This window comes from Flaviflagellibacter deserti (genome assembly GCF_042652085.1).
Classification (GTDB): domain Bacteria; phylum Pseudomonadota; class Alphaproteobacteria; order Rhizobiales; family Methylopilaceae; genus Flaviflagellibacter; species Flaviflagellibacter deserti.
Genome location: NZ_JBHSJF010000006.1, coordinates 1,225,061 through 1,249,220, shown reverse-complemented (window position 1 = coordinate 1,249,220; position 24,160 = coordinate 1,225,061). Strand labels below are relative to the sequence as shown.

At 63.9% G+C, this 24,160-nt stretch carries 23 protein-coding genes; 5 read left to right on the top strand and 18 right to left on the bottom strand.

The features are described 5' to 3' along the window. Window positions 1-7: 7 nt before the first annotated feature. The 6 genes from ACFPFW_RS13105 to ACFPFW_RS13080 form a co-directional block, all read right to left on the bottom strand. Complete coding sequence (locus ACFPFW_RS13105; RefSeq protein WP_114956824.1) at window positions 8-781, bottom strand: enoyl-CoA hydratase/isomerase family protein; 774 nt, start codon at window positions 779-781, stop codon at window positions 8-10. Beyond that, window positions 778-2,043, bottom strand: a complete 1,266-nt coding sequence (locus ACFPFW_RS13100) for a CaiB/BaiF CoA transferase family protein (protein ID WP_114956825.1) — start codon at window positions 2,041-2,043, stop codon at window positions 778-780. Before ACFPFW_RS13100 ends, ACFPFW_RS13105 begins: the two co-directional genes overlap by 4 nt. 80 nt (window positions 2,044-2,123) lie before the next feature. Continuing rightward, window positions 2,124-2,852, bottom strand: a complete 729-nt coding sequence (locus ACFPFW_RS13095) for a GntR family transcriptional regulator (RefSeq protein WP_114956909.1) — start codon at window positions 2,850-2,852, stop codon at window positions 2,124-2,126. Between the two features lie 69 nt (window positions 2,853-2,921). Then, on the bottom strand, window positions 2,922-4,460 hold the full coding sequence (locus tag ACFPFW_RS13090) for a tripartite tricarboxylate transporter permease (RefSeq protein WP_114956826.1): 1,539 nt from the start codon (window positions 4,458-4,460) through the stop codon (window positions 2,922-2,924). A gap of 10 nt (window positions 4,461-4,470) precedes the next feature. After that, window positions 4,471-4,953: a tripartite tricarboxylate transporter TctB family protein gene (locus ACFPFW_RS13085; protein ID WP_114956827.1), complete on the bottom strand. Its 483-nt coding sequence runs from the start codon at window positions 4,951-4,953 to the stop codon at window positions 4,471-4,473. An 87-nt stretch (window positions 4,954-5,040) separates the two neighbouring features. After that, a complete protein-coding gene (locus ACFPFW_RS13080) occupies window positions 5,041-6,051 on the bottom strand; it encodes a tripartite tricarboxylate transporter substrate binding protein (protein WP_114956828.1) in 1,011 nt (336 codons plus the stop codon). A 174-nt stretch (window positions 6,052-6,225) separates the two neighbouring features. Here ACFPFW_RS13080 and ACFPFW_RS13075 point away from each other — a divergent pair, with 174 nt between their 5' ends. Together ACFPFW_RS13075 and ACFPFW_RS13070 are read left to right on the top strand one after the other, a co-directional pair. Continuing rightward, a complete protein-coding gene (locus tag ACFPFW_RS13075) occupies window positions 6,226-6,753 on the top strand; it encodes a gamma carbonic anhydrase family protein (RefSeq protein WP_114956910.1) in 528 nt (175 codons plus the stop codon). 100 nt (window positions 6,754-6,853) lie between these two features. After that, entirely contained in the window at window positions 6,854-7,615 is a 762-nt protein-coding gene (locus ACFPFW_RS13070) for a DeoR/GlpR family DNA-binding transcription regulator (protein WP_114956829.1), read from the top strand. A 74-nt stretch (window positions 7,616-7,689) separates the two neighbouring features. Here the strand turns inward: ACFPFW_RS13070 and ACFPFW_RS13065 are convergent, their stop codons facing one another. The 5 genes from ACFPFW_RS13065 to ACFPFW_RS13045 form a co-directional block, all read right to left on the bottom strand. After that, window positions 7,690-8,379 carry a cysteine hydrolase family protein gene (locus ACFPFW_RS13065; protein ID WP_114956830.1) on the bottom strand — a complete coding sequence of 230 codons (690 nt, stop codon included), beginning with the start codon at window positions 8,377-8,379 and terminating at the stop codon, window positions 7,690-7,692. A 13-nt stretch (window positions 8,380-8,392) separates the two neighbouring features. Then, window positions 8,393-9,193 (bottom strand): ABC transporter permease, encoded by an 801-nt coding sequence (locus ACFPFW_RS13060; protein ID WP_379771033.1) that lies wholly within the window; start codon window positions 9,191-9,193, stop codon window positions 8,393-8,395. A gap of 1 nt (window position 9,194) precedes the next feature. Further along, window positions 9,195-10,103 (bottom strand): ABC transporter permease, encoded by a 909-nt coding sequence (locus tag ACFPFW_RS13055; protein WP_114956831.1) that lies wholly within the window; start codon window positions 10,101-10,103, stop codon window positions 9,195-9,197. Next, complete coding sequence (locus ACFPFW_RS13050; protein ID WP_114956832.1) at window positions 10,103-11,224, bottom strand: ABC transporter ATP-binding protein; 1,122 nt, start codon at window positions 11,222-11,224, stop codon at window positions 10,103-10,105. The genes ACFPFW_RS13055 and ACFPFW_RS13050 overlap by 1 nt, the downstream gene beginning before the upstream one ends. A gap of 122 nt (window positions 11,225-11,346) precedes the next feature. Further along, window positions 11,347-12,495, bottom strand: a complete 1,149-nt coding sequence (locus ACFPFW_RS13045; RefSeq protein ID WP_114956833.1) for an ABC transporter substrate-binding protein — start codon at window positions 12,493-12,495, stop codon at window positions 11,347-11,349. Between the two features lie 325 nt (window positions 12,496-12,820). Here ACFPFW_RS13045 and fabG point away from each other — a divergent pair, with 325 nt between their 5' ends. Next, on the top strand, window positions 12,821-13,597 hold the full coding sequence (gene fabG, locus ACFPFW_RS13040) for a 3-oxoacyl-ACP reductase FabG (RefSeq protein WP_114956834.1): 777 nt from the start codon (window positions 12,821-12,823) through the stop codon (window positions 13,595-13,597). 165 nt (window positions 13,598-13,762) lie between these two features. Here the strand turns inward: fabG and ACFPFW_RS13035 are convergent, their stop codons facing one another. From ACFPFW_RS13035 to ACFPFW_RS13005, 7 genes are all read right to left on the bottom strand, one after another. Further along, window positions 13,763-15,094, bottom strand: coding sequence for an aspartate aminotransferase family protein (locus ACFPFW_RS13035; RefSeq protein ID WP_114956835.1), 1,332 nt, complete (start codon window positions 15,092-15,094; stop codon window positions 13,763-13,765). 16 nt (window positions 15,095-15,110) lie between these two features. Then, complete coding sequence (locus tag ACFPFW_RS13030; protein ID WP_114956836.1) at window positions 15,111-16,100, bottom strand: phosphotransferase enzyme family protein; 990 nt, start codon at window positions 16,098-16,100, stop codon at window positions 15,111-15,113. Between the two features lie 74 nt (window positions 16,101-16,174). Continuing rightward, complete coding sequence (locus ACFPFW_RS13025) at window positions 16,175-17,062, bottom strand: proline iminopeptidase-family hydrolase (RefSeq protein WP_114956837.1); 888 nt, start codon at window positions 17,060-17,062, stop codon at window positions 16,175-16,177. A 149-nt stretch (window positions 17,063-17,211) separates the two neighbouring features. Continuing rightward, window positions 17,212-17,763, bottom strand: coding sequence for a sarcosine oxidase subunit gamma (locus tag ACFPFW_RS13020; RefSeq protein ID WP_114956838.1), 552 nt, complete (start codon window positions 17,761-17,763; stop codon window positions 17,212-17,214). Beyond that, window positions 17,756-20,737 carry a sarcosine oxidase subunit alpha family protein gene (locus tag ACFPFW_RS13015; protein ID WP_114956839.1) on the bottom strand — a complete coding sequence of 994 codons (2,982 nt, stop codon included), beginning with the start codon at window positions 20,735-20,737 and terminating at the stop codon, window positions 17,756-17,758. The genes ACFPFW_RS13020 and ACFPFW_RS13015 overlap by 8 nt, the downstream gene beginning before the upstream one ends. Beyond that, on the bottom strand, window positions 20,734-21,000 hold the full coding sequence (locus ACFPFW_RS13010; RefSeq protein ID WP_114956840.1) for a sarcosine oxidase subunit delta: 267 nt from the start codon (window positions 20,998-21,000) through the stop codon (window positions 20,734-20,736). The genes ACFPFW_RS13015 and ACFPFW_RS13010 overlap by 4 nt, the downstream gene beginning before the upstream one ends. A gap of 176 nt (window positions 21,001-21,176) precedes the next feature. Continuing rightward, window positions 21,177-22,424: a sarcosine oxidase subunit beta family protein gene (locus tag ACFPFW_RS13005; RefSeq protein ID WP_114956841.1), complete on the bottom strand. Its 1,248-nt coding sequence runs from the start codon at window positions 22,422-22,424 to the stop codon at window positions 21,177-21,179. A 74-nt stretch (window positions 22,425-22,498) separates the two neighbouring features. Here ACFPFW_RS13005 and ACFPFW_RS13000 point away from each other — a divergent pair, with 74 nt between their 5' ends. Continuing rightward, entirely contained in the window at window positions 22,499-23,470 is a 972-nt protein-coding gene (locus ACFPFW_RS13000; RefSeq protein WP_379771023.1) for a GlxA family transcriptional regulator, read from the top strand. Between the two features lie 16 nt (window positions 23,471-23,486). Continuing rightward, window positions 23,487-24,149, top strand: coding sequence for a helix-turn-helix domain-containing protein (locus ACFPFW_RS12995; protein WP_114956842.1), 663 nt, complete (start codon window positions 23,487-23,489; stop codon window positions 24,147-24,149). The last annotated feature ends 11 nt before the right edge of the window (window positions 24,150-24,160 follow it).

The window sequence follows — 24,160 nt, the reverse complement described above, 5'->3', positions numbered from 1 at the left end:
GGCGCCGTCAGGCGCCCGTCCACACCGGCTTCTGTTTGGCGAGGAATGCCTCGACGCCGATTTTGAAGTCGGCGCTGCCGTAGCATTCGGCGACGAGGTCGTCGCCGTCCGGCAGGTTTGCGTTGATGATGCGACGCGTGCCTTCCTTGATGACGCGCATCGTCACCGGCGCGTTGGCCAGGAGCTTCGACACCATGACGCCGACGCGCTCGTCGAGGACGTAGGGCTCGGCAATCTCGGTGACGAAACCGGCGGCCTTCGCTTCCTCCGCGCCGAGCACCTCCGCCAGCATCAGCATGCGCTTTGCGCGCGCCACGCCGACCGCCGCGATGACGCGCGCGGTATTCGCCATCGACAGGCAATTGCCGAGCGTGCGGGCGATCGGGATGCCGAACTTCGCGGCAGGCGTGGCGACGCGGAAATCGCAGGCCGCCGCGATCGCCATGCCGCCGCCGATCGCCCAGCCGTCGACAATCGCGATGGTGGGAATCGGCAGGCTCTCGATCTGGCCGATACGGGTGTCGATGATGGTCTCGTATTTGAGGCCGTCCTCGCCGGTCTTGAACTCGCGGAACTGCTCGATGTCGGTGCCGGCGACGAAGGCCTCGCCGCCCGCGCCGCGGAACGTCACCACGCGCAGGCTCTTGTCCTCGGCGATGCGGTCGCAGATCTCGCCGAGCGAAGCGTACATGCCCCAGGTCATCGCATTGCGCGCCTCGGGCCGGTCAAAGACGACCGAGCCGACGCCGTTCTCGACGGTGTAAAGAACCTGACCGCTCATGCGCCGAACGCTCCGCGCGCCTTCAGATCGGCGATCTCCTTCTCGTCGAGGCCGACTTCCGCCAGCACGCTGTCGGTATGCTCGCCGAGCAGCGGCGGGTGCATCCGGATCTGCTGCGGCGTGCCCATCAGTTTCACCGGAAAGCCGATGTTCGGCACCGTCCCCTCGATCGGATGCGGGATTTCGAGCCGCATCTTGCGATGTCTGCCGTGCTCGCTCTCGAACGCCTCGGGATAGGAGCTCATCTTGCCTGCCGGGATGCCGACGGCGAGAAGCTCGTCGACCCATTCGTCGGACGTCTTGGTGACGAAGGTCTTCTCCAGTTCCTCGATCAGAACTTCACGGTTCTTGAGACGCAGCGGATTGGTGGTGAAGCGCTGGTCCTCGAGCAGGTCCTCGCGGCCGATCTGCTCGCAAAGCTGCAGCCAGAGCTTCTGGTTGGTCGCGCCCATGACAAAATAGCCGTCCTTCGACTTCACGGCCTGATAGGGCGCGCTCATCTTGTTGGACGTTCCGACCGGGGTCGGCATGACGCCGGTGCCCCAATATTCGGACGTGTCCCAGATCGAGAAGGCGAGGGCGGCCTCGAACAGCGAGGCGTCGATGTACTGGCCTTCGCCGCTCTTCTGGCGGCCGATATAGGCGCTGAGCAGCGCATAGGTGCAGAACAGCGCGCAACCGATATCGGCGACCGGAACGCCGGCCTTCACCGGTGGCATGCCCGGATGGCCGGTCACGCTCATCACGCCGGACATCGCCTGCGCCATCAGGTCGAAGCCTGGACGGTCGGCCCACGGGCCGGTCTGGCCGAAGCCAGAGATCGAGGCATAGATCAGCTTCGGATTGATCTTCTTCAGCGTCTCGTAGTCGACGCCGAGCTTTTTCACCACGCCGGGACGATAGTTCTCGACCAGGATGTCGGCAGTCTCGACCAGCTTGTAGAACGCCTCGCGACCGGCATCGCTCTTCAGGTCGAGCGTGATCGAGCGCTTGTTGCGGTTCATGTTGAGGAAGCCCATCGAGTCGGGCCCCTTCATTTTGAAGCCCATCGACGAACGGGTCTGGTCGCCGGTCGGCGGCTCGATCTTGATGACGTCTGCGCCGAGATCCGCCAGCAGCATGGTCGAGAACGGTCCCGCCATAACCTGGCTGAAGTCGAGGACGCGAACGCCCGCGAGCGGAAGGCTGGCAGCCGACGGGCCCGTGCCGGTCTCCTTCTGGGTCGAGGGCTTGGCCTCGGTGTGATCGAGAAGATCGCTCATTGTGTCCTTCCAGTCGGTCTGCGCGTCGCGCGATAATCAATAATTACAATCGGGACGGCTTTTGCCGTCCGGAATTCGTTTCAGAAGCTGATCTCGGGTGCCGCCGACTTGCGGCGCGGGGGCTTCTCGGCGGCTGTCTCTTCGGCTTCCTTGCCGCGGACGAAGTCGCGCGCGATGCCCACGGTCGTGCCGGTGATGTGGCGCTCGAGCAGCGCACCAAGCGTGTCGCCGTCGCGCGCTTCGAGCGCCGTGATCATCTGCTCGTGCTCCAGCACGGCCTTGCGCCAGTGCTCCGGCGTCTTCCGCATCACGAAGCGGCAGGAATGGATGCGCGTCAGGACCTGCTGATAGAAGGCGTGCAGCGTCGCATTGTTGGCGATGACGAAGAACGCATTGTGGATCTGGCGGTTGAGGACGAGATAGCTGGCCTCGTCGCCCGCCGCGTAGCACCGCATCATCTCGTCGTGCAGCGCGCGCACGCGGTCGATGTCCTGGCTGGTCGCGACCGCGCAGGCGAGTTTTCCGGCCAGGCGCTCGAGCGAGGCCATGATCGGAAAGAGCTCGTTGATCTGGTCCTCGGTGATCCGGGCGACGATCGCGCCGCGATGCGGCATGATCTGCAGCACGCCCTCGGCGGCGAGCACCTTCAGCGCTTCCCGAATAGGCGTCCGCGACACGCCGAAGCGCTCGCAGAGCTGCTCCTCCGGCACCTTCTCGCCGGCGCGGAGCTCGCCCGAAAGGATCATCTCGCGCAGCGGTGCCACGAGCGATTCATGCAGGCTCTGACGTACAAGTGTATTGATCGCCATCAATTTATACCGCTGCGTTTCCTGCCGATTCGCCATGATAAAGGCCGTCACGCATTTCCAGAAATCCGCTCATACCGAACCAACCTCCGACTGCGGCGGCAGCGCCTTGCGGCGAAAGCCGATGCCGGCCTTGGAGAGGAGCTTCGAGATCAGGGGCAGGAAGAGGAGGATGATGCCGAGCGCCATCATCGTGCCGACGAGGCCGTTGGACCAGAAGATCGAGGCCGAGCCGTTCGATGTCAGCATGGCCTGGCGGAAGGCGTCCTCGGCCTTGTCGCCGAGCACCATGGCCAGCACGAAGGGCGCGAGCGGGTAATCGAGCTTCTTGAAGACGTAGCCGGCCACGCCGAACAGCAGCGCGAGCCAGATGTCGAAGGTGTGGCTTGCGACCGTATAGGCACCGATCATGCAGACGACCGTGATCATCGGTCCGACGATGCGGAACGGCGCGCGCAGGATGTAGGCGAACATCGGCACCGTCGCGAGGACGAGGATCACGGCGATGATGTTGCCGAGATACATCGAGGCGATCAGGCCCCAGACGAAATCGGGGCGCGTCGTGAACAGCATGGGTCCGGGTGCGAGGCCCCAGATCATTAGGCCGCCCATCATAACGGCGGCCGTCGCCGAGCCCGGAATGCCGAGCGCGAGCATCGGCAGGAGCGCGCAGGAGCCGGCCGAATGGTCGGCCGTCTCCGGCGCGACGATGCCTTCCGGCTCGCCCTTGCCGAACCGGTTGCCATTCTTCGCGAAGCGGCGTCCGATGGCGTAGCTCATGAAGCTCGCGGCGGTCGGTCCGCCGGGGGTAATACCCATCCAGCAGCCGATCAGCGCACTGCGGAGGACGGTCGCCCAGTAGCGCGGCACTTCAGCGACCGTCTTGAAGATCTCACGCAGGCTGAGCTTCGCCTTCACGCCATGGAATTCGAGGTTTTCCTCCATGGTCATGATCAACTCGCCGAGGCCAAACAGGCCGATGACCGCGACGAGGAAGCTGATTCCGCCGATCAGTGCGTCGAACTCGAAGGTGAGGCGGCTTTCGCCCGAGATCGTGTCGGCGCCGATGGCCGAGCAAGCGAAGCCCAGCATCATCGAGACGAGCGTCTTGAAGGGCGAGCCGCTCGACATGCCGATGAAGCTGGCGAACGCCATGAAGTAGACGGCGAAGTACTCCGCGGCACCGAAACGCAGCGCGAAATTCGCGACCCAGCCGGAGAGCAGCGTGATGACGATGACGCCGGTCAGCGCACCGATGCCGGCGGACGAGAAGGCGAGGGTGAGGGCGCGTACCGCCTGACCCTGCCGCGCCATCGGATAGCCGTCGAATGTCGTCGCGACGGAGGATGGTTCGCCCGGGATGTTGAACAGGATCGAGGTCGTCGATCCGCCGAAGAGTGCTCCCCAGTACATGCTGGTGAGCAGGATGATCGCCGACACCGGGTCCATGGTGAAGGTGAGCGGCAGAAGCAGCGAGACGCCGTTCGGCGCGCCGAGGCCTGGCAGGACGCCGACGACGAGGCCGAGCAGTACGCCTGCGACCATGATGAGGATGTGGTGGGTCGTCAGTGCGACGGCGAAGCCGTCCAGAAGCAGGCCGAAATTGCTCATCGCGCGTGCCTCAATAGATGCCGAAATAGTTCAGCACCGGCCCCTTGAGGAGCGGCACCATGAACAGCTTTTCGAAGACGACGAAATTGATGACGGCGACCGCCAGGGCGGCTGCGATCGAGGTCGCGAGCTTGAGTTTTCCGGGCACGTACATCGCGTAGAAGATGTAGATCGCCATGCCGATATAGAGGCCGAGCCAGGCGGAGATCGCGGCGAAGGCGACGATCGGCAGGAAGAACAGGACGACGGAGCGGGCGCGCTCGGCATCGAGGAAGGGCGGCTTGCTCTCGGCCGGACGCAGCAGCGCCTGGCCGCCGATCACGGCGCTGCCGAGGATGATCAGGCAGCCGACATAGAACGGGAAATAGCCCGGCCGCGGCCCGGAATCGTCCCAGGTGATGCCGTTCTCGAGCGCCCCATAGCAGACGATTGCGCCGAGAAGCGCGGTGATGACGGACGTCGCGATTTCGCTCGTCCTGCGTGAGATTTCCATCGGCTATCCTGCCCATCCGTCGCAGCGGAGGTTCGCTTTCTTATGGAAGTGGGGCGGCGCCAATCGGCCTGCGCCGCCCCGATCGGCTCAGTCGGCAGTCTTCAGCCAGCCATTGTCCTTGTAGTAGCCGGAGTAGGCGACCTTGTGCTGGTCGATGAACGCCTTGAACTCGGCGCCGGTCAGCGTGCGCGGGATCTGCGCGCCGCGTGTCATGTAGCCCTTGAACTCCTCGGTCTGGGCGACCTTCTTGAAGAGCTCGGTGTAGTAGGCGAGGGCGTCCGCCGGGATGCCCTTGGCGGCCCAGATCGTGCGCGGCTGGGCGAACGACTTCACCGCGATGCCGGCTTCCTGGCAGGTTGGGATCGAGTTCCACGACTGGCCGTCGGCGATGATCGTGGTGTCGGTCAGGCGGGTTTCCTCGAACACGCAGAGCGGCTTCTGCACGCCGGCCTTCCACTGCTCGACGCTCTCGCTCGGATTGTTGACGTTGGCCTGGATGTGGCCGCCCGCGACCTGGACGGCCGCTTCGCTGCCGCTCTTGTAGGGGATGTAGGAGAGGTCGATGCCGGCCGACTTCTCGATCAAAGTCGTCAGCGTCTCGTCGGCTTCCTTGGCCTTGGCGCCGCCGACCTTGATCGTACCGGGCGCTTCCTTGGCCTTGGCGATGAAGCCCTTAACGTCCTCGATGCCAGAGGACTTCGGGTTCACCCACAGGATGAACGGATCGAAGGTCATCGCCGCGACCGGCTCGAGGTCGTTGAGGCTGTAGGAGAGCTTGTTGGCGAGCGGGAGCACATAGGCGTCCTGCGTGCCGAAGAAGAGCTTGTAGGGGTCGCCGCCAGAGGTCTTGGCATAGATGAAGGTCTCGGCACCGCTGCCGCCGGCCTTGTTGCTGACGATGATCGGATCGCTGAGCAGATTGCCCTTCGACAGCGCCGACTGGACGACACGCGCAAAGGTGTCGGTGCCGCCGCCCGGACCTGCCGCCGCGACGAATTCGATCGGACGCTCGGGCTTCCACTCGGCCGCGGCGGGAGCCGCGATGGCGAGCGTCGCCGCAGCGGTCAGCGCGGCCAATTTGAGAGAATTCACGGTCATGTTCGCTCCCTGGTGAATGCTTCTGGTCGGGACGCGCCGTGAAGGACGCCGTAGCCAAACCTGTTTCGCATCAATAATTATAAATACGATTTTGCATGGCTGGCAAACGCTTTTGGTATGACTCCCGGTCGCACCGTGGCTTTAGGGGATCGGAAAACCTGGGAGGAAATGAATATGGCTTTGTACGCGCTGAACGAATTCCAGCCGGAGATCGCCGATGCCGATCGCCTGTGGATCGCGCCCGACGCCCATGTTGTCGGGCGGGTGAAGCTCGGCCTCGATGTCAGCGTCTGGTTCGGCGCGATTGTACGCGGCGACAACGATCAGATCGCGATCGGGGACGGCAGCAATGTTCAGGACGGTGCGGTGCTCCATGCCGATCCGGGCTTTCCGCTGACGCTCGGCCCGAATGTCACGATCGGCCACCGGGCCATCGTCCACGGCTGCTCGATCGGCGAGAACTCTCTGATCGGGATGGGCGCAACGGTTCTCAACGGTGCACAAATCGGGCGCAACTGCATTGTCGGGGCCAATGCCCTCGTGACTGAGGGGAAGGTCTTTCCGGACAATTCCCTGATTGTAGGGACGCCGGCCAAGGCGATCCGTTCAATTTCCGAGGAAAATGCCGCCCAGCTCGCTTATGTCGCGTCGCATTATGTAGGGAACGCGGACCGCTTCAGGTCCGGCCTCCGGAGAATTTAAGCAAGTTCCGGATTTCGATCCCGGCAAGACTGGTTTCATTATCGAAGATGCGCGATTGTTCGGATGAAAATCGTCGACGCGCAGATCGAATCTCGGCCGCATGAAACTTTCCAAAGGTGATCGCCAGTCGCGGATTCTTTCCGAACTTGGCCGCAGTCCCAGTCTTCGTGTCGCCGATCTTGCGGCCCGCCTGACCGTTTCCACCGAAACCATCCGCCGCGACCTGGATGAACTGACCGAACAGGGACTGTTGAACCGCACCTATGGCGGCGCGGTCCGCCCCCTCTCGACCGAGCCCTCGGTCACCGAGCGCCACAGCCTCCTCGTCAGCGAAAGAGAGCGGATTGGCCGTGCAGCATTGCCCCTGATCCATGCCGGCCACACCATCATGATCGGATCTGGCTCGACAACGACCCATGTCGCTCGTCGCATCGCGATCGAGGCGAAGAACATCACCGTCATCACCCATTCGTTCGGCGTCGCGACGGTTCTCGCGCTCAATCCGACGATCAAGGTGCTGATGCTGCCGGGCGACTATCTCGCCAGCGAAGGCGCGACAGTGGGCGTCCACACCGTGTCGTTCCTCAACGGCTTCTATGCCGACTTCGCCATCCTCGGCGCGAGCGGTCTCTCGCCGGACGGGCCTTCGGAGGCCTTGGTGGAATGCGGCGCGGTCTACAGCGCGATGACGATGCGAGCTGCTCAGACGATCGTCGTGGCCGACAATTCGAAATTCGACCGCATCTTCCCGGCTCGCTACGCATCGTGGCGCCAGGTGAACCACCTCGTCACCGATGTCGCGCCAGAAGGCGTGCTGCTGTCGAGCATCCAGCAGAACAGCATCAATCTGGTGGTCGGTTAACGCGCTAGCCCGTCATGCTCCGGCTTGACCGGAGCATCCATGTGGGTCCTCCGGTCAAGCCGGAGGGACGACGACTAAGGCAAATATCCCACGAGTTCGTCGGCGTTCATCACGCTCGCGTAGATCATGTTGATGATCTCGATCTCGCGGTCGTGCAGCTCCTGGCTTCCCGCCGCGCAGCCATCCTCCACCACGATCACGTCGAAGCTCTCGTCGGCCAGACTACGCACGGTCGAGGACACGCACTGGTCGGTGAAGATGCCGACGCACACGACATGGGTGACGCCGAGATTGGTCAGGATGAGCCGCAGATTGGTTCCGGTCAGTGCGCTGTCGGTCGTCTTGGTGACGACTATCTCCTCGCCGATCGGCTCGACCGAATCCGGGATCTGCGACTCGTAGAAATTCTTCGGAAGGAGCAGGTCGTTCCAGCCCGGCTTCTTCTGACTCAGCGAGCGGTCGCGGCCATCCTTCAAATGGCATGCGATGCGGGCGAACAGGACATCGAGGCCGCGTCCCCGGAACTCGCCCAGAAGCCGCTGGATCGTCGGGATGACGGTGCCGTGCATGCGCTGATGGAACGGCGTCCAGGCGTGGTAGTGGTCGAGTTCGAAGCCCTCGAGCGTCGCCGGATCGGGACGGTCGAGGTACGTGTTCTGGACATCGATGACGAGCAGAGCGACCTTGCCGTTTTCCAGCACGGGGTCGAGCGGCTCCGGCGCTCCGTCGTAATAGAAGGAACGATACGAGGTCTTCCAGCTCACGATTGGCCCCTGATCATTCGGCGGCGCGGCGGCGGATCAGCATCATCGCCAACCCGCCGAGGAGAAGGACGGTAGCGGCGGCGAGCGTCGACATCGTGCCGAGCGCCGGCACCATCGGCGTGTAGCCCGCGACCATCTTCGAATAGAGCCATTTCGGCACCGTCGAGTCCGCGCCGGCGGTGTAGAGCGACAGCGGGAAATTGCCCCATGACAGCAGGAAGGCGAACAAGGCTCCCGACCAGATGCCGGGCCAGAGGATCGGCAGCGTGATCTCGCGCAGAATGAACAGGCGGCTCGCGCCGAGATCCGACGCTGCGTCCTCCAGAACGGGATCGAAACTGTAGACCTGGATCGCGATGACGAGCGTCACGACAGGCACGATCCAGACGAGATGGGCGACAGCCGCTGTCTGCCAGCTCGGCGCGAGGCCGAGCGAGTTGAACCAGAGCAGCAAAGCGAGACCGAGCACCGGCTGCGGGAAGAAGATCGGGAGCAGGAGAAGCTTCTGGTAGAGCTTACGGCCCTTCCATTCGTAGCGCGCGAAGGCGAGGGCGCCGAAGAAGGCGATGACGACCGAGATCACGGTGACGATGCCGGCGATCAGCAGCGAATTCTGGACGATCGTCGCGATCTCGAAGGAGTCGATCGTCCGCTGCCACCACTCGCCGGAATATTCCTTCACCGGGAAGCCGAAATAGCGGCCCCTCGACAAGCCGGCGAGCGCACCACAGGCAATTGGCAGATAGATCATCAGGACGACGAAGCCGGTCCACAGACCGATGAAGAGTCCGGAGCGGCGCTTTTCCATGTCCATGTCAGCGCTTTCCGAGAATGCGGTCGAGGTCGAGTTTCGACATCACGAACAACGCCAGCCCGCTGATGATGATCATCAGAAGCACGGCAAGTGCCGAGCCGAGCGGCCAGTTCTGCGAATAGGTGAACGCGATCTCGATATCGTGGGTGATCATAATGACGGACTGGCCGCCGAGGATCTTCGCCTCGGCGACCGCGCCGGCCGCCAGAACGAAGGTCAGCAGCATGCCGATCAGGATGCCCGGCATCGCCAGTGGCAGCTCGATCTCACGCCAGATCATCAGCCTGCCAGCGCCGAGATCGCGGGCGGCGTCGACGAGGTCGCGCGGCACCATTGCGAGGCCGAGCGTCATCGGAAACAGCATGAACGGCAGGTAGACGTAGACCATGCCGAACAGGATGATGCCGGGCGTGAACAGAACCTCCGGGCCGCCTGCCAGGCCAAGTGTCTTCAGCGTTCCGTCGAGCACGCCGTTCTTGATGAAAAACAGCGTCCAGCCGTAGAGGCGGACGTTCTCCGAAACGAAAAGCGGGAAGACGAAAAGCACGCTGATCAGGCCGGACCACTTTCCGAACACGCGGTTGAGGCCATAGGCAATCGGATAGGCCACGAGCGCCAGCAGCACGACGGTGCAGAAGGCGAAAGCCAGCGACCAGGCGAACGACATCCAGACAGTGTTGGAGGAGTCGAAGATCGTCGCGAAGTTTTCCAGCGTGAACGAGCGGAACACATCGAAGCTGCGTGGCGTCGCGAACGCATAGGCGACCACCGTCAGCAGCGGGGCTATGAAGCCGAGCAGCAGGAACAGGATGACGGGGCTGGCGCAGCGCAGCCCGGCCGGGATCGCGACTGTCCGCTTCGGTGCCGACTGGCTTTCGGTCCTCGGAGCGGCGAGGGCAACGTCTGCCATCAGGCCGCCACCACGATGGCGTCGGTGGCGTCCCAGCCGACGAGCACGGGTGTGTCCAGCGTGCCCTTCCAGCCATTGCCGCGTGACAGCTCGACCAGCAGCGTCTTGTCCCCGACGCGCACCTGATACTGGATGCGCGAGCCGAGCGAATATTCGTTGTAGATCGTGCCGTTCATCGCGTTGTCGGCAGCGCCGGGCTTGTCGACGAAACGAAGGAATTCCGGACGCACCACGACCGCGACCTTCGTCGCGTCGGTGAGAGCGGACGGGAGCTTGAGCTTGATCGGTGCGCCGCCTTCGGCTGCGACCCATTCCCCGGCCGAACTCTTGACCGCCTCGATGACGTTCACCTCGCCCACAAACTCGGAGACGAAGCGGTCGGCCGGGCGGCTGTATATCTCCTCCGGCGTACCGACCTGGACCAGGCGGCCGGCGCGCATCACGCCGATGCGGTCGGACATCACCATCGCCTCTTCGAGGGAATGGGTGATGTAGATGAAGGTCTTGCCGGTCTCCTTGTGGAGGTCCTTCAACTCCTTCTCGAGCACCTTCTTCAGCTTGTAGTCGAGCGCGGACAGCGGCTCGTCGAAGAACAGGACGTCGGGGTCGTAGGCGAAGGCGCGTGCGAGGGCGACACGCTGCTTCTCGCCGCCTGAGCACTTCATGACATTCTTGCCGTAATAGCTTTCCGGCAGGCGCAGCATGCGCAGCAGTTCGAGAGCGCGCTCCTTGCGCTTGGCCGGAGCGATGTTCTTCACCTTCAGCGGAAATTCGATGTTTTCGCCGACAGTCTTGTGCGGGAACAGCGCAAGCGACTGGAAGACGAGGCAGGTCGGGCGCTTGTTTGCCGGCACGTCGTTGATGAGCTCGCCGCGCAGCGTGATGTTGCCTTCGGAGGGCGCTTCCATGCCTGCCAGCATGCGCAGCAGCGTCGTCTTGCCGGAGCCCGACGGCCCGACGATCGTCAGGAACTCGCCTTCGACGATATCGAGGTCGATCCGTTCGACCGCGGCGAAATCACCGAAGGTCTTGCGGACGCCTACGAGCTGCAGGACAGGGAGGGGCTGGGCGCCGCTCGGCTTCGCGACGTCCGACTGCTCTTTCACCAGGGCCAATCCCATTCCACAAACTCCACATCCACCGGACCCTCATCCCCGGGCCTGATCCGGGGATCCAGAAGCCTTGCCCTCGAACCCTGGATGGCCGGGTCGAGCCCGGCCATGAGGGAGAAAGGTCCGCCTGTTCAGCCGCGCAGGCGCTTGGCCGCCGTCATGATGTCGAGCGCCTTGTCGTAGTCCGGGACGATGTCGTACTCGGCCGAGCGCGACATTTCCTCTTCGAGGCTGTCGTACTGGATCGCGTCGAGCTCTTCCTTGGTGAAGAGGTCGAAGCAGGACTTGTTGCCCATCTGGGCGACCGGGTTGAACGTGCCCTCGGCGAAGGCGACGGTGTGCGCCACCTTCGGGTCCTGGACGTATTTCAGGAACTCGGTCGCGAGCGGCGACAGGTTCGGATTGTTGACGGTCGAGGTGATCTCGATCCAGGAGATGCCGCCCTTGCCGTCGATCGGTCCCTTGAGCGGCGTCACGGCGCGCATTTCCGGGTAGCCGTCGGCACGGGCCGGGGAGACGGAATAGGTGCCGCCGGTGAGATGGCAGTCGATCTCGCCCGAGATCAGCGCCTGGTTCATTGTGGCGATGTCGCCGACCATCTTGGCGCCCTTGAAGACGCGCTGGGCCGTCTCGTCGAACTTCTTCATCTCCTCGGGAGTGTGTTCCTTGAACGGGTTGATGCCCGCGACCATGAAGATGTTGAAGACGTTCCAGTCGTCGGATTCGAGGATGCCGTACTTGCCGGCGAGCTTCGGATCGTTGAACAGGTCCCAGCCCTGTTCCTCGGCGGTCTTGCGGCTGATCTTCTTGGTGTTGACGACGAAGCTGTAGGGTCCGAACCTTTGGGCCATGCCGAGCAGGTCCTTGCCGTCGTCGCTCATCGCCCATTTGTAGGGCGCCTTGAACTCCGGCAGCATCTTGTCGAAGAACGGCTCGAACTCGGCCTTCGGCAGGGGCTTGATGAGACCAGCCGGCGCCATGATCTTGCGCGCCCAGGGATTGTTGACGTTGATCAGGTCCCAGACATTCGTCTCGCCGGCGCGCAGGCGGTTGATCATGGTTGGGTCGTTGGTCAGGCTCTCTGCCTTCACCGTCGCCTTTTCCGAACCACGGAACGGGTCGAGCACCTGGGCGGAGTTGTAGCCCTCCCAGCAGAGGATGTTCAGTTCCTTCGCCCGTCCGGCGGCGAAGGCCTTGCCCGCCATGCCGAACGGTCCCACCGCCGCGACCGCGCCGGCACCCATGATCTGAAGCAGATTGCGTCTCGAAATCTCGGTCATCGCTCTGTCCCCGTCGCCCGTCAGCGGGCAGAAGCGTGAGCGCGCCGTCGCGCCCAGCAATGTTGGAAGTCTGACCTCATGATGTGAGGTTTACAACATTTTTCTGATGCGACATTCTGCATGAGAAAACCGTCCAACGCGGTTTCAGGCATTCGTATTGCGTCGATCATGCCAGTTCCGGATTTCTCTACGCCGTGGGAATTTCAAGCGGATAGGTTTGCTTTGCCTCTAGGCAGGCAGCGCCAAGGGTTGCTGCTTTTCTAGTCAGAGGCGGTTCGAGCCTATCTGTGGCGTCCAACATCGAGTGATCAAAAGAGAGGCAAAAATGTTGAAGTCGCTACAGGGCCGGACCGTCATCGTGACCGGCGGCAGCAAGGGTATCGGCCGCGGAATCGCCAAACGCTTCGGTCTGGCCGGGCTCAATGTGCTCGTCGTCTCGCGCAATCTCCAAGAGGCTCAAAAGGTCGCGGCCGAGATCGGACCGCATGCATCGGGTTTTGCGGGCGACGTTTCGACCGCCGAAGCGTGCGAGGCGATGGCCGCCGCTGCGCTCGATCGCTACGGCTCGATCGACGTGCTTTGCGCCAATGCCGGCATCTTCCCGGCGGCAAAGCTGGGCGACATGACGGTCGCCGATTTCGACCACGTCATAGGCACCAATCTCCGCAGCACCTTCCTGACCGTTTCGGCCGTCCTGCCGGCGATGAAGGCCAAGGGAATGGGCCGCATCGTTCTCACATCCTCGATCACCGGTCCGATCACCGGCTATCCCGGCTGGTCGCACTACGGAGCGAGCAAGGCTGGCCAGCTCGGCTTCATGCGGACCGCCGCGATCGAGCTCGCGCCGTTCAACATCACCGTCAACGCGGTCATGCCCGGCAACATCATGACCGAGGGCATGGAAGGGATGGGCAGCGAATATATCGAGAAGACCGCCGCCTCGATCCCGATGAAGCGGCTCGGCGTCGTCGACGATATCGCCAATGCGGCGCTCTATTTCGCGTCGGAGGAGGCGAACTACGTCACCGGCCAGACCATCGTCGTGGACGGCGGTCAGGTGCTGCCGGAAAATCCGGGTGCCATGGAGGCGATGGAGGGGTGACATCGTTCCCCGGACCGCGTGCAGCGCAGCTGCATCGCGTGATCCGGGGCCCGGCGCTCATGTGCGCCGCAGGCGCTCTATGGTTTTCGAGCTTCGCGAGTATGCGCTGGGTCCCGGATCGGCGCTGCGCTTCACGCAGCTTATCCGGGACACCTATGCCGATGGCTAGTTCCGCGCCTCGCCCAGCACGTCCGTCAGCACGTCGAAGAACAGGTCCGCGTTCTCGCGGCTGAAGCAGAGCGGCGGGCGGATCTTCAGCGTGTTGCCGTAGAAGCCGGCCGCGCCGATGAGGACGCCGCGTTCCTTCATCCCGTTGATGACGAAGGTCGCCATGGCGGTGTCGGGTTCGCGGGTCTCTTCGTCGTTGAACTCAAGCCCGGTGAAGAGTCCGGCACCCCGGACATCCCCGATCACCGGAAAGCGGTTCGAGAGTTCGCGCAGGCCTGTCCGAAAATAGGTGCCGACCTCGTCCGCGTTCCTGATCAAGCCTTCGCCCTCGATCACGTCGAGGACCGCGAGACCAGCCGCCGCCGCAACGGGATTGCCGCCGAACGTGTTGAAATAGCCGGTGCCCTCGCAGAACGGTTCCAGCAGGTCCGGGCGCGTCACCATCCCGCCCATCGGAAAACCGTTCCCCATCGGCTTGCCCATGGTGACGATATCCGGCTCCACGCCGTGACGCTCGAAGCCCCACATCGCCCCGGTACGACCGAACCCTGGCTGTACCTCGTCCGAAATGAACATGCCGCCGGCCGCATGGACCACGTCCACGGCCGCTTTCAGGAAGCCCGCCGGGTCGGCATAGATGCCGTCGCTGGAGAAGATCGAATCGACGAGAAAGCCGGCGAATTTGACGCCGTTCGATTCAAGATCGGCGATGGCCGCCTTGACGCTGGCCGCGAACACCTGGCCGACATCCTCGCCCGAAACCGGGCTCAGCGGCGCCGGCACCGTCCGGACATGGCGCGGCACGACACGGCTCTTGTAGGAGGACGGCGAGACATCCATCACCGCCGACGTGTTGCCATGATAGGCCGTCTCGGTGACGATGAAGCCTTCGCCTCCGGTCGCGATCTTGGCCACGCGGAGCGCGAGATCGTTGCTCTCGCTGCCCGTGCAGGTGAACACGACGTTGGACAGCCGCTCCGGGAAGGTCGCGAGCAGCCGCTCGGCGTAGGTGTGGATGTTGTCGTAGAGATAGCGGGTGTGGATGTTCAGCGTGCCGACCTGCTCTGCGATCGCGCGGGCGACGTGCGGGTGGCAATGCCCGACTGACGGGACGTTGTTGTAGACGTCGAGAAAGCGCCGGCCCTCGCTGTCGTACATCCAGACGCCGTCGGCGCGGACCATTTTGATCGGCTCGGAGTAGAACAGGACCGAGGACGCGCCGAAGGTTGCCTGGCGCCGTTTGACGAGCGAGGCGACCTCCGCTCGGAGGCCGTTCGCCTGATCCGCGTCGAAGCGATTCAGCGCGAGGATCTGTTTTCCCTGACCCATGTTTTCTCCCGGCCGGTCAGCCGTTCTTCGTCAGATAGGATTCGGCGAGCGCGACGGAACCCTCGGTGTAGGGCACGCCCATGGACTGCGCGGTCGGAGTTTCCGAATGCGATGCGATCCAGGCGGTAAGCTGCAGGCGCCGGAGCATCAGGAACATCGGCAGCGTCGCTTCATCTTCCCTGGAGAGCGGCACGTAATCGCGATAGCCGTCGACCCAGGCCGACATCAGTTCGGGAATGAACGGCTCGCTTTCGAGGAAACTGACAGAGGCCGCGAAGTCGTAGGCGAACCAGCTCGTGCCGCAATCGTCGAAGTCGATGACGCCGAGGCGGTCGCCGTCGACCAGCAGGTTGGCGGGCCGCATGTCGCAATGGACGAGGCCGTATTTGTCGTCGCTTGAGCCGTAGGCGGCGGTCTGGCGTTCCAGAAGGGCGGCGGCGCGCTCCAGGATCGCGCGGCCTCCGGCGTCAAGGCCTAGCCCATCGCGCCAGTCGCCCCAATGGGCGCGGGAGCCGATGATCGTGTCGAAGTTCCAATTCTTCCGGGCGAATCCCGTCGGCTTCGCCCAGCCGCGACTGTGTGTATGAAGCCGGGCATTGATGGCGCCGAGCACGCCGTACCATTTCACCAGATCGTCGGAGGTGTCCGGTTCCTTGCCGCTCATATGCTCGAAGGCGACGACATAGCGGCGATGGCCGGAATCATCGAATGCACAGAGGAGTTCGCCGTCCTTGGCCGGAATCGGGCGAGGGGTCTCCACGACGCCATCCTCGCGCAACGCGGAGATCCAATTCAGCTCCGAGACGATCTCGTCGCGCGTGTGATAGTCTGGACGATGGACGCGCAGGATGACGCGACGGCCATTGGCCTCATCCTCCGCGACATAGGTCGCGTTCTCGGAGATCGTCAGCAACGACAGCGGCGCCGACGACGGCAGCCGCCAGTTCGGCAGAGCGGACCGGAGACCGGTCTCCAGCCGCTGCAGGAACGCATCTTCATAGAGCATGATCAGCCCCTCTTATGTTGGAGACTGCAACAAACGATGTTGGAAGCGCAACATTAAAGATGCGCAGGTGCCGCTTATCCCGAGTGCTTCGCGAGAAAGTCGAGCAGCGCAGGATAATAAGCCGCAGGCTCCTCGTAGAACGGCATGTGGCTCGAATTCTGGAAGACATGCAGCACGGCGTCGGGGAGGCCGCGCTTCATCTGATAGGCGCAGACCGGCGTGATCTCATCGTGCAATCCGACCGTGATGAGGGAGGGGACGGTGATGCGATGGAGATCGCCGCTGCGGTCCCAGTCCTTGAGATTGCCGATATAGAGAAATTCGTTCGGCCCCTGCATCGTGCCATAGGGACCCATGTTCCAGTCGCCCAGCGACCGGTTCAGCGGGGCCGGCCATTCCTGCAGCCGGCAGACATGGCGATAGTTCAGAACCGTGATCGCCGCCTGATATTCCGGATGATCCAGCGTGCCCGCCGCTTCATGGGCCAGCATCATCGCAACGGTCTCGGAGCCGAGAGCGCTGCGCAGCCTCTCAAGCTCCCGTGCGAGAAGCGGCAGGTCGGCGGCGGTGTCCTCGAGGATCAGCGTTTTAAGCGCGTCCGGGTAGGCGAGGGCATATTCGATGGCGAGCCAGCCGCCCCAGGAATGGCCGAGCAGATGGACCTTGCCGAGGCCGAGCGCCTTGCGGACGGTCTCGGTTTCCTCGACGTACCGCGAGATGGTCCATAGGGCAGGGTCTGCCGGTCGGCTCGAAGCGCCGGTGCCGAGCTGGTCGAAGGCGACGACGCGGTAGCCCTGGTCGATCAGGCAGGAATGCGCATCCCGAAGATAATCGCACGGCAGCCCCGGTCCGCCGTTCAGGCAGAAGACCACTTCGTCCCCGGTGCCGAAACTGTAAGCGACGACCTCATACTCGCCGACTGCAATCCGGACGGTCTGATCCGGGGCCATATCTCGCCACATCGAAATGCTCCTCTGGTGAGGGCGCTTCGCAGCAAAAACCGCACCATTGGGCAGAGGGCGATGTGATGATCGAAGGCGGCGGAGACGGAGGGAATTCCGTCGAACTCGTCAGAATCGCAGCGGATTCCTCGGACCTTGGGCGTGCCGTGTTAAATCGCGGCGCTGGCGGCCAGCCAATGATGGAAGCTTCCGGCCATGCTGCGGAACACCGCGACCTCGAACGCGCCTTCGTCCGTCTGCCAGAGCATGCAGCCGATATGGGCGATGACGGTGACGGCAGCTTTCTCCGGTCTGAAGACGGACGGATGCAGATCGATCGGCACGCCTTTCTGAAGCAGGGTGCGGGCCTTTGGTCCTGACAGGCGGAGCACGGCATAGCCGGACGACTGGTCGGAGACCGAGGCCAATCCCTCCAGGTCATTCGCGAGCATCGAGGTAAAGCCGGACGATGAGGATCCGGCGGCGAGCCAGACGCCGGGGCCGATGCCGATGAAAGCGAGGTCGTCCGTTCCGGCACGGGACGGCGAGGCCGGTAGGTTGATGCCGTAGAGGCTGCGGACCCTCTTTACCAAGGCCGCCGACTGATCCTTCCGGATCATGACGGTCGCAAGGCCGATGCCGGAACGTTCCTCGATCGTGAGGCCGTCACTGATCGGGAAAGCCGTCTCGAAAGCGGGCAGGGGCGCGAAAAGCTCAGACATGCTGGAGACGCGCTCCTTCGGGATCGACAAAGACCGGCGAACAGATTTCGACCTCGACATCGCCGTTGCGGATGGGGTCGTAAGCTCGGACGCGCTCGCCGAGGCGCTCAGGGCCGTGCTTGATCAGGCCCAGGCCGATCCAGTGGCCGAGGTTCGGCGAATAGGCGACCGAGGTCATGTAACCCTCGTCGTTCGCGGTGGTGGCCGCTTTGCCGAGACCGAGAAAATGGGCGCCAGCGCGAAGGCGGCGGGAAGGATCGACCGGCTTGAAGCCGACGAAGACCGGACGCTCCGGATCGACGAGACCCGGCCGGGCGGCGAGCGTGCGGCCGATGAAGTCCTTCTTCTTCGACATCATCCGGCCGAAGCCGAGATCGCCCGCGGTCGTCTGGCCGTTCAGCTCGTTGCCGGCGACGTGGCCCTTCTCGATGCGCATGACACTGAGCGCCTCGGTGCCGTAGGGCGTGACGCCGAATTCCGCGCCCGCCGCCATCAACCGCCTGATCAGCGCATCGCCGTAATGGGCTGGGACCGCAACCTCGTAGGCAAGCTCGCCCGAGAACGAGAGGCGGAAAAGCCGGACCGTCGTGCCGCCGAATTCGAACTCGGCGACGCCCATATAGGGGAATGCTTCCGGGGACAGATCAATTGCCAGGCCGAATAGGTTCTGCAGCAGCTTCCGCGCATTCGGACCAGCTACCGCGTACTGCGCCCATTGTTCGGTGATCGACACCGTCTGCACGTCGAGTTCCGGCCACAGAACCTGCCGGGCGAATTCGAGATGCGACATCGCCTTCGCGGCGTTGGCAGTGGTGGTCGACATCACGTAGCGCGTCTCGCTGAACCGGGCGGTCGTGCCGTCGTCCATGGCGAAGCCGTCCTCGCGCAGCATCATGCCGTAGCGGGCGCGGCCGACGGCAAGCGTCGAGAACATGTTGATGTAGACGCGGTCGAGGAGAATGCCGGCATCCGGACCCTGGATGTCGATCTTGCCGAGCGTCGAGACATCGCAGATGCCGACACCGTTGCGCACGGCCAGCACTTCGCGATTGACCGTCTCCAGCCAGTCCATTTCTCCGGGGCGGGAGAACCATTGCGGTCGCAGCCATTGCCCGGCCTCGACGAAGCTCGCGCCGTTCTCCTCGGCCCAGCGGTGGCCAGAGGTCAACCGCGTCGGCTTGAAATGCGGGCCCGTATGGATTCCAGCAAAGGCACCGATCGCCACCGGCACATGCGGCGGGCGGGCGATGGTGACGCCGGTCACCGGGATCGAGCGGCCGGTCAGTTCGGCCATGATGGCGAGACCAGTCACGCTCGACGTCTTGCCCTGGTCGGTCGCCATTCCGAGCGTGGTGTAGCGCTTCAGATGCTCGATGGCGCGGAAGCCCTCCTGCGCCGCAAGCGCGACGTCCTTGGCGGTGACGTCGTTCTGGAAGTCGACGAAGGCTTTGCCGCGACTTTTATCGACGTGCCACAGCGGAGTGGCGGAGACGGGATCGGCGGTCGTAGCGGGTACAGGCGGCATGGTCGCCGAAAAGCCGGTGTCCTCGGCCGCCTTTGCCCCTGCGTCGGCGCCGGTGCGCAGAATGTCCGCGAGCGCAAAACGGCCGGCGGCGGCTCCGGCTACTGACATTCCGGGCAGCAGGACATCCGCCACGAATGCCGATATCTCCTCGTTCCAGACCGGCCGATGACCATAATGGTTGGTGAGGCCGATATTCGGATTGCTGCCATTGGCGACCGCGAGAAGGTCGGCGCGGACCTGCCGCTCGCGATTGTCGGCGCCGATGATCGAGAGCGAGGCCAGAGCGTGCCCGCCATTGGCTTCACGGAGACGCGCGCCGAGGAAGACCGGCGCGTGCGCGCGCTTGGCGATGTCGCCAAGCGACGGAGCGACCTGCAGGCGCGGATCGACCACGGCGGCGATCTCGATGCCGGCGGCGGCGAGGTCGGCGATCGTGCGCCAGCCATCGTCGCTCGACGTGAACACGACCGCCCGCTTGCCCGGATTGGCGGCGTAGCGGTTGACGTATGTGCGGACGGCGGAGGCGAGCATCACGCCGGGCGTGTCGTTGCCGCCGAAGACGATCGGCCGCTCGATTGCGCCGGCGGCAAGAACGCTGCGCTTAGCGACGATCTTCCAGAGCCGCTGGCGCGGCTGGCCGGGACCGGGTGTTTCGAGATGGTCGGAGACCTTCTCGATCGCACCGTAGGTGCCGCCGTCATAGACGCCGAAGACGGTGGTGCTCGGCAGGAGCGTGACGTTCGGAAGGCCGTCGAGTTCGGCGACAACATTCGCCGCCCACTCGGCGCAGGGCGTGCCGTCAATCTCGGTCCGTTCGGAGAGAAGCCGGCCTCCGAAGCGGAAATCCTCGTCGCAGAGAATGACGCGAGCGCCCGAGCGGCCGGCCGCCAAAGCCGCCATCAATCCCGCGGCGCCGCCGCCGATCACCAGCACGTCGCAGAATGCGTGGACCTTCTCGTAGCTGTCCGGGTCCGACTCCATGCTCAGGCGGCCGAGGCCCGCAGAGCGGCGGATCAGCGGCTCGTAGAGCTTCTCCCAGAGAAAGCCCGGCCACATGAAGGTCTTATAGTAGAAGCCGGCGCCGAGCAGCGGCGAAAACCAGTTGTTGATCGACTGGATGTCGAAGGCGAGCGACGGCCAGCGGTTCTGGCTCATTGCCGCGAGGCCGTTGTAAAGCTCGACCGTGGTCGCCTTGGTGTTCGGCTCGCGCCGGGCGCCGGTGCGAAGTTCGACCAGGCCGTTTGGCTCTTCGGAGCCGGCGGTCAGGAAGCCGCGTGGGCGGTGGTATTTGAAAGAGCGGCCGACCAAAGTGACGCCGTTCGCCACTAGCGCCGAGGCCAAAGTATCGCCAGCAAAACCCCCATATTGCTTACCGTCGAAGCTGAAATTCAGCGACACGGAACGATCGATCAGGCCACCTGTCGCGCGGCGGTTCGGTTGCGGACTCATTGGACGTTACCCGAGGCAAGCGAGGCGCTCAGAATCTCATGGGTCCGCGTGTTCCGCTCGACGGTGAGCCAGCTCCGGCAACCCTGGGCGTGATACCAGTATTCGCGATGCGGCCCGGCGGGATTGTCGCGCAGATAGGCGTAGTCGAAGAATGCCGAAGCCGCGTCCGGTGCGTCGGGATCGGGGCGCGCGGCTGTCGCATCGCCGAGATAGGTGAACTCGCTGAGGTCGCGCGAGCCGCAAAAGGGGCAGGGAAGCCGCATCTACTGGGCCTTCGGCGCTGGTGCTCCCTCTCCCCGGCGGGGAGAGGGTCGGGGTGAGGGGGGCATGTTCCGGGATAGGTCGTAGCCCTCACCTCGCTCGCCTCCGGCGAGTCGCCCTCTCCCCACCGGGGAGAGGAGCTGATTGCGGCATTTGGATCGCATATACGTCTCGATCATCAGTGCAGGTTCGGTTGGGCGCCAACGCCCTTTTCGTCGATCAGATGCCCCGTTTCGAAACGATCGAGCCGGTAGGCTTCGGCGGTCGGGTGTGGCGTGCCTGTCGCCAGCAGATGGGCGAAGCAGAAGCCGGAGGCGGGCGTCGCCTTGAAGCCGCCATAGCACCAGCCGGCATTCAGATAGAGGCCATCGATCGGCGTCCTGTCGATGATCGGCGAACCATCCATCGACATGTCCATCAGCCCGCCCCAGCCGCGCAGCAGGCGGGCGCGGCCGAGCATGGGCATAACCGCCATTCCGCCCTCGCAGACATCCTCGATCACTGGGAGGTTTCCGCGCTGAGCGTAGGAATTGTAGCCGTCGATATCGCCGCCGAAGACGAGGCCGCCCTTGTCGGACTGGCTGATGTAGAAATGTCCGGCGCCGAAGGTGATGACGCCAGGGATCGCCGGCTTCAGCCCTTCCGAGACGAAGGCCTGCAGGACATGCGTTTCGATCGGCAGCCGCATCCCGGCGAGCGACATCACGCGCGACGAGTTTCCGGCGACCGCGACCGCGACCTTGCCCGCTCGGATGAAGCCGCGGCTGGTCTCGACGCCCTCGACCTTGCCATTGTCGATGCGGAAGCCGGTGACCTCGCAGTTCTGGACGACGTCCACGCCGAGATCGCTCGCGGCGCGGGCATAGCCCCAGGCCACTGCATCGTGCCGCACCGTGCCGCCGCGCTTCTGCAGCAGGCCGCCCTGGATCGGGAATCGGCCATTGTCGAAGTTTAGGAAGGGCGCCATCGCGCGAACCTCCTCGCGATGGAGAAGCTGGGCATCAACGCCCTCTAGCCGCATCGCGTTGCCGCGCCGGGCATAGGCGTCGCGCTGGGCGTCGGAGTGGAACAGGTTCAGTACGCCGCGCTGGCTGACCATGGTGTTGTAGTTGAGGTCGTCCTCAAGCTTCTCCCAGAGCTTCATCGACAGTTCGTAGAACGGGATATTGCCGGGCAGCAGATAGTTCGAACGGACGATGGTCGTGTTGCGGCCGATATTGCCGCCGCCGATCCAGCCCTTGTCGAGCACCGCGATGTTGCGGAATCCGAATTCCTTGGCGAGGTAGTAGCTCGCCGCAAGGCCGTGACCTCCGCCGATGATGACGATGTCGTAGGCGTCCTTCGGCGCGGCGTCGCGCCAGGTCGGCTTCCAGTGTCTGTGGCCTGTGAGGGCGTTGTAGGCGAGGGATAGAGCCGAGAATTGCATGAGTCGCTTAGCGATTGATCCGTGGGGATTCTGCGCATAAGACGAGACGAAGCTTGTCTGGATGCGAACTCACCGTGACCAATAGCGACATCGACCCGAAGCCTAGGACATTCGGTTTTCTGCTCGTCCCGGGCTTTGCGCTGATGTCGTATTCGTCGGCGGCCGAGCCTTTGCGCGCCGCGAACGTGCTCGCGCACCGCGAGCTGTATCGGTGGCGCCACATATCGACGGACGGCCGCGGGATTCCGGCCTCAAACGGCATCTCCGTGACCCCCGATCTCTCCGTCGGCGACGAGGTCGATCTCGATGCCGTCATCGTCTGCGCTGGAGGAAATCCGTCGCAGTTCGTTCATGCTCCCACTATTCGCTGGTTGCGGGGCATGGCGCGCCGCGGCGTCCGGCTCGGCGGCGTTTCGGGCGGGGCCTATGTACTGGCGCGGGCGGGTCTGCTCGACGGCTACCGCTGCACGATCCACTGGGAGCATGCTGCCGCGTTCGAGGAGGAGTTTCCCGATCTCGATGTTCGCCACACATTGTTCGAGATCGACCGCGACCGCCTGACCTGCGCGGGTGGCACCGCGGCGCTGGACATGATGCACGCCGTGATTGAGCACGAGCAGGGACATGACCTGGCGGCGGAGGTGAGCGAATGGTTTCTCCAGACCCGCGTGCGGTTGGGCAGCGGTTCCCAGCGTATGGACGCCCGCGAGCGTTATGGTGTGACCAGTCAGCGCCTCATAAGAGCTCTTGATTACATGGATTCCCACATCGAAAATCCGGTAAGACGCGCGGTGCTGGCGCGGATAGCGGGCGTCTCGGTGCGGCAGCTCGAGCGGCTTTTTTCCGAACAGCTCCAGTCGACAATCGCCGATCACTACTTGAAGATACGTCTTGAGCGTGCGCACACTTTGCTTCGTGAAACGGCACTTTCATTGGTTGAAGTCGGTCTGGCGGCAGGCTTTGTGAGCCCCAGCCACTTCTCACGCTCCTATCGGAAGCGTCACGGAATGGCGCCGAGCCGCGCGCGACGTGACTTCAAGCAATAGATACTGGAGCAGGCGATTGGCGGGTGAAGGTTCGGCTCGGGCGACGGCCAACGGCCCGGAAGAAGCTCTGGCAACCGGCTCTGGCGCTCCCGCGACTGAGCCTGTCCGTTCTCTGGAACGAGCGATCGGCGGGCAGGTGAGAACTCTCCGCAGGAGCCGCGACCTGTCGGTCGCCGATCTCGCGAACGCGGCGCGCATTTCCACCGGCATGCTGTCGAAGATCGAAAACGGCCAGATCTCGCCCTCGCTCAGCACGCTGCAGTCGATCGCGGGCGCTTTGACAGTCCCCATGACGACCTTGTTCGCGGCCTTCGACGAGCGCCGCGACTGCTCGTATGTGCGGGCCGGGCAGGGCGTGGTGATCGAGCGGCGCGGCACGAAGGTCGGACACGTGTATCAGCTGCTCGGAGCTGCGGTCGGCGGCGACGTGGTCGTCGAGCCCTATCTCATCACCTTGCGTGAGGATGCGGCTCCGTATACCGGCTTCCAGCACGCGGGAACCGAATTCATCTATATGCTGTCTGGCGAGGTGATCTACCGCCACGCCGAACAGACCTATCATCTGAAGCCCGGGGATTCGATTCTGTTCGATTCTGGCGCTCTCCATGGCCCCGAGACACTCGTCAGCTCGCCCATGGAGTATCTGTCGATCATCATCTACAGCCGGCAGAATGCCTGACCTTTTGCCCG